The 4,670-nt window shown below is 67.8% G+C and carries 4 protein-coding genes; 3 read left to right on the top strand and 1 reads right to left on the bottom strand.

Annotation, left to right across the window (positions count from 1 at the left end; translation table 11 throughout):
- Window positions 1–21: 21 nt before the first annotated feature.
- The 3 genes from rplM (at window position 22) to Q0L11_RS14435 (ending at window position 2,424) form a co-directional block, all read left to right on the top strand.
- Window positions 22–495 (top strand): 50S ribosomal protein L13, encoded by a 474-nt coding sequence (gene rplM, locus Q0L11_RS14445; protein WP_296598142.1) that lies wholly within the window; start codon window positions 22–24, stop codon window positions 493–495.
- A gap of 50 nt (window positions 496–545) precedes the next feature.
- Window positions 546–983, top strand: a complete 438-nt coding sequence (gene rpsI, locus Q0L11_RS14440) for a 30S ribosomal protein S9 (protein ID WP_296598141.1) — start codon at window positions 546–548, stop codon at window positions 981–983.
- A 205-nt stretch (window positions 984–1,188) separates the two neighbouring features.
- A complete protein-coding gene (locus Q0L11_RS14435; RefSeq protein WP_296598140.1) occupies window positions 1,189–2,424 on the top strand; it encodes a tyrosine-type recombinase/integrase in 1,236 nt (411 codons plus the stop codon).
- Between the two features lie 310 nt (window positions 2,425–2,734).
- On the opposite strand, the gene Q0L11_RS14430 is transcribed toward Q0L11_RS14435, so the two are convergent.
- Window positions 2,735–4,670: SbcC/MukB-like Walker B domain-containing protein (locus Q0L11_RS14430; RefSeq protein WP_296598139.1), on the bottom strand; the 1,936-nt coding region annotated here is incomplete at its 5' end.

Genomic DNA, 4,670 nt, shown 5'->3' with positions numbered 1-4,670 from the left:
TCTATTGGATCGTCCCTCATGCTGAAGAGCACCACGGCTTCGCTGAAGCCCGCCGAGGTCGAGAAGAAGTGGATCGTGATCGACGCCCAGGACGCCGTTGTCGGCCGCCTGGCTTCGTTCATCGCCATGCGTCTTCGCGGCAAGCATCGCGCTGATTACACCCCGCACGTCGACTGCGGCGACTTCGTCGTCGTCGTGAACGCCGACAAGGTGAAGTTCACGGGCAAGAAGCTCAGCGACAAGATCTTCTACTGGCACACCGGCCACCCGGGCGGCGTCAAGCAACGCACCGCCGGCCAGATTCTCGGCGGCAAGTACCCCGAGCGCGTGCTGGAGAAGGCCGTCGAGCGCATGCTGCCGAAGGAAAGCCCGCTGGCCCGCAAGCAGATGACGCACCTGCGCATCTACAACAGCGCCGAGCACCCGCACGCCGCTCAGAACCCCGAGACCATCGCGTTCGCCGACCTGAACGCCAAGAACGTGCGGAGCGCGTAATGAGCGAAGCCACCACGACCGAAGCCACCGGCTTCGACGCCCTGAAGGGCATGGGCACGCAAGCGGCCGAGGAAATCGTCCGGGAGCCCAAGATCGACGCCCAGGGCCGCGCCTACGCCACCGGCAAGCGCAAGAACGCCGTCGCCCGCGTCTGGATCAAGCCGGGCTCCGGCAAGATCACGATCAACGGCCGCGAGCAGGAAGTGTACTTCGCGCGTCCCGTGCTGCGGATGATGATCGCTCAGCCGATGGAGCTGACCGAGCGCGCCGGCCAATTCGACGTCATCGCCACCGTGGAAGGCTCTGGCCTTTCGGGCCAGGCGGGCGCGATCCGTCACGCCATCTCCAAGGCTCTGACGTATTACGAGCCGGGCCTGCGCAAGGTCCTGAAGCCGCACGGCCTGCTGACCCGCGACCCCCGCGTGGTCGAGCGCAAGAAGTACGGCAAGGCCAAGGCCCGACGCAGCTTCCAGTTCTCGAAGCGCTAACTCTGACGCTTCAATTTGTTGAATAAAAACAGGCATCTAGCGCAAGCTAGGTGCCTGTTTTGTCATTCACAGGTGACTCACAAGCGGTTGTATTTTCCGCTGTTTCCAGTTAGCGTTTTGCACAGTTCCTTCACAGGAATTGGCGAGGCGCGTGATGCCTGGGAGCTTCTATCAAGAGGTCCATCGCCTCCGTGACGGGGCCGTCATGGTCTACCGCCGCGGCGACACCAAGCAGCAGGTCTACCAGGCCCGCCTGAAGGTCCCGGGCGTCAGCGGCTACGTCATCCGCTCTCTCAAGACCCGTGACCTCCCCACGGCCCTTAACCAGGCCGAAGACCTCTTCTACGAGCTGCGCGCCGAACAGAAGCTCGGCATGGACGTGCGCGTCTCCGGCAACCTCAAGTTCAAGGACCTGTGGAAGCGCTTCTACGCGGCCCACGAGAGCGGGCTGTCGGTCCACCGCCAGCGCCTGCACAAGTTCATGGCGGAGAAGTACTTCAACCCGTACTTCGGCGAGGCCCGCGTCAACGACATGCCGGACGCCTTCGTCGAGCGCTATTGGGACTGGCGCATCAACTACCACAATCCCGACCGGTGGGATGGCGACGAGGAGATCCCGGCCAACGCCGTCAAGGTCCCCGCGCAGAAGACCCTGGATATGGAAGCCGGGATGCTCCGGCAGATCTTCCGCTGGGGTAAGCGGATCGGCTTCGTCAAGCGCGAGCCGTGGATCAAGGCCACAAAGGTGAAGCACACCAAGGGCGTGGAGCGCCGGCCGACCTTCGACGAGACCGAGTGGAAGACGATCTACACCTTCCTTCGGGACTGGGTGAAGGAGGACATGGTCTCGGCCGCCGGGGAGGGCGGGGGTCGGCTGCACCGCTCCGGCCCGAACGCCATGCACCGCTATCAGCGCGAGCTGCTGCGCGACTATCTTCTGTTCATGGCCAACTCCGGCCTTCGCCCCAACGAGGCCCGCCAACTCTGCTGGCGGGACCTACGGATCGAGAAGGACGCCGAGAACAAGCCGGCGCTGGTCGTGGAGGTGGCGCCGACAACGAAGACGGGCGCCCGCACCGTCGTCTGCCGCGAAGGCACACAGACGTACCTGGACCGGCTCAAGAAGCTCTCACGGCACAGTGCGCCGGACGAACTGGTGTTCTGCGGGTATGACGGCAAGCCGGTGGAGAATTTCAACAAGACCTTCGCGAGCATCCTGTCGCGGCTGAAGCTCCTGGACGACCGCTGGGGCAAGCGGCGGACGGTCTACAGCCTGCGCCACTTCTACTGCACGCAGTGCCTGCTCTCCGGCATTCCGGTCCACGTCCTCGCGAAGAACATGGGGACCTCAATCACCTACATCGAGAAGCACTACAGCCACGTGCTCACCGTGATGCAGGCGAAGGAACTGCGGACCAAGAAGTTCAAGGCCAAGGCGTAGTTCGTTTCGCCAATAGGCGAGGGGCGTCAGATGACGCCTCGTTCTTGCCGCCATGAAGATGGCGGCTGTCAGGCGCCGCCCGGAGGGGTGGCGCGGATTGGGGCGGGGGGCCAGTTAAGCAGCTGCGAGCGCAGCTGCCGGCGCGGAACCAGCGGGGCGTGACGAAGGCGAAGACCTGACTCTTAGGCGACCTTCGGAAGGGCTGCTTCGGGGTTGGCGCTGGAGCCTAATCCAGTGCGTCATCGGACCCGCTGCTGAACTTAGGAAGCTCGCTTCTCCGGGAAGAGCCGCCGCGGGCCCCCAGGAACCTTCAGAGTGATCGAGCTTCCACCCGGCTGCCGCGCAGCTGCGGAGTAACCTCAAAGCCGGCAGGGATCTGCGCCTTCACGGCGTCCACGTGCGAGATGACGCCGACGGCCCGGGCCTCGCCGACGAGCTCGCGCAGGGTGTCGAGGGCGCGGTCGAGGCTCTGCTCGTCGAGGTGCCCGAAGCCCTCGTCGATGAAGATTGCGTCGAGCTTCACCCCGCCGCTTTCGGCCTGCACCACGTCGGAAAGCCCGAGCGCGAGCGCCAGCGCCGCCATGAAGCCTTCGCCCCCCGACAGCGTCTTGGCGTCGCGCTCGCGCCCGCTGTGCCCGTCGTAGACCAGGATCTCCAGTCCGGCGCGGCTACGGGCATCCTGACCAACGGTCTTGCGCCGCAGCTCGAAACGTCCGCCGGACATCCGGCCAAACCGGATGTTGGCCGCGGCTAGCACCTCTTCGAAGTAGGCGGCCACCGCGTAGTCGACGAGCGACATTCGCACCGCGTTCTTGCCCTGCGCTAACCGTGAGAGTTCGCCCACGGTCGCATAAGCCGCTTCCGCCGCCGCCCGTCGCCGCTCGGCCGCCTCGATCCGACCTTGCGCCTGGACCCAGGACCGCAGTTCCGCCTCGTCGGCGGCGCTGCGCGCCAGCTGCGCGTCGAGACTCGCATCCGCCTGCGCTTTCGCCTTCTCCAGCTGAGCGAGGTCCGGCGGCGCCAGCGCCTCGATGCCTTGTTCCGCCCGGGCGGTTCGGTCCAGAGCTGCGGCGAGCGTCTGCTCGTGCTGGCGGATCTCGGCCGAGATCGTCCCGATGTGGGGAACGTCGACGAGAGCCAATTCGTAGGCGTCGCCGGCGAGGCCCCGCGCCGCCGCCGCCGTCGTCAACTCGGCTTCGGCCGCCGCCGCCGCTGAGGTCACGCGCGCCTCCGCGTCCCGCCGGCCTGCCAAGGTGGCGGCGCGCACCGCCAGATCCTGCTGGGCCGCGGCGGCGCGGCTTTCGGCGCCCTCATGCGCCGATTGCGCTTCAGCCTCGGCCTTAGCAGCCGCGTCGAGCGCCGCTTGAGCCGCCTCGGGCTGGCGAAGGGTCTCCGGCACGGTAGCCAGCTCCGTCCCCAGGGCTGCTTTGTGCGCCTCCAGTGTCGTCCGCGCGTCGGCGAAGGCGGCCTCCGCCATCTGCAGGACCAGCTCGGATGCCGTGAGCGCGTCAACGGCGGCGGACCTCGCGGCCTCCGCCGCCGCCGTTGAACGCGTCTGCATGAGCCGAGCGTGTTCGGCCTGGGCGCCGGCGATCTCCGGCACCAGCGCGCTCGAGGGCCGCTCGGGCGCGGCGAGCCCTGCCAGCCGATCGGCGGCGTCTGTCGCCAGCGCCTGCGCCTCAGCGGCTTTGGTGCGCGCCTGGGTCAGGGCGCGCTGTGTGGTGTCCGCGTCGGTTTCGGCGGCCTTCAGGCGCTCCACCAGGTCCCCGTCGGCGGCCTCGCCCACCGCCGGCTGTGGGTGCGCCAGCGACCCGCAGACCGGGCAGGGACGACCGTCTTCCAGTGCGGCAGCCAATTGCGCGGCGTGGGCAGTGTCCAGCCGTGCTCGGAGGTCCGCGAGATGGTCGGCGGCGGCCGCCGCGGCCGTGCTGGCGTCCGTGGCCGCCACCTCTGCCTGCGTCAGAGCCGCTGCGCGCGTGGCGGCTATCGCCTGCTGCGCCTCGAAAGCCTCGGCCGCGGCCTTGACCTGACCCAGTCGCTCCAGGCTGAGCTCGAGGCTGGCGAGCGCCGCCGCGGTCTGGCGTGCGAGGGCAAGGTCCTGCTCGGCTTGCGCAGCGGTTTGGCGGGCCTGTTCAGCATCCCGCAGGGCACGTCCGCGATCCGCCACGGCCGCCGCGACCGCCGCCTCAGCCTGCGCCATCGCCGCCTGCAAAGGTTCGGCCGCCGCCACCCGCTCGACCCTCTGT

It is taken from the genome of Phenylobacterium sp. (assembly GCF_024508875.1).
Classification (GTDB): domain Bacteria; phylum Pseudomonadota; class Alphaproteobacteria; order Caulobacterales; family Caulobacteraceae; genus Phenylobacterium.
This window is presented reverse-complemented; position numbering and strand designations above follow the sequence as displayed.

Bases quoted from the DNA above. Each gene is read 5' to 3' on its own strand.
- rpsI (WP_296598141.1), top strand. From the start codon at position 546: ATGGGCACGCAAGCGGCCGAGGAAATCGTCCGGGAGCCCAAGATCGAC.
- Q0L11_RS14435 (WP_296598140.1), top strand. From the start codon at position 1,189: ATGGTCTACCGCCGCGGCGACACCAAGCAGCAGGTCTACCAGGCCCGC.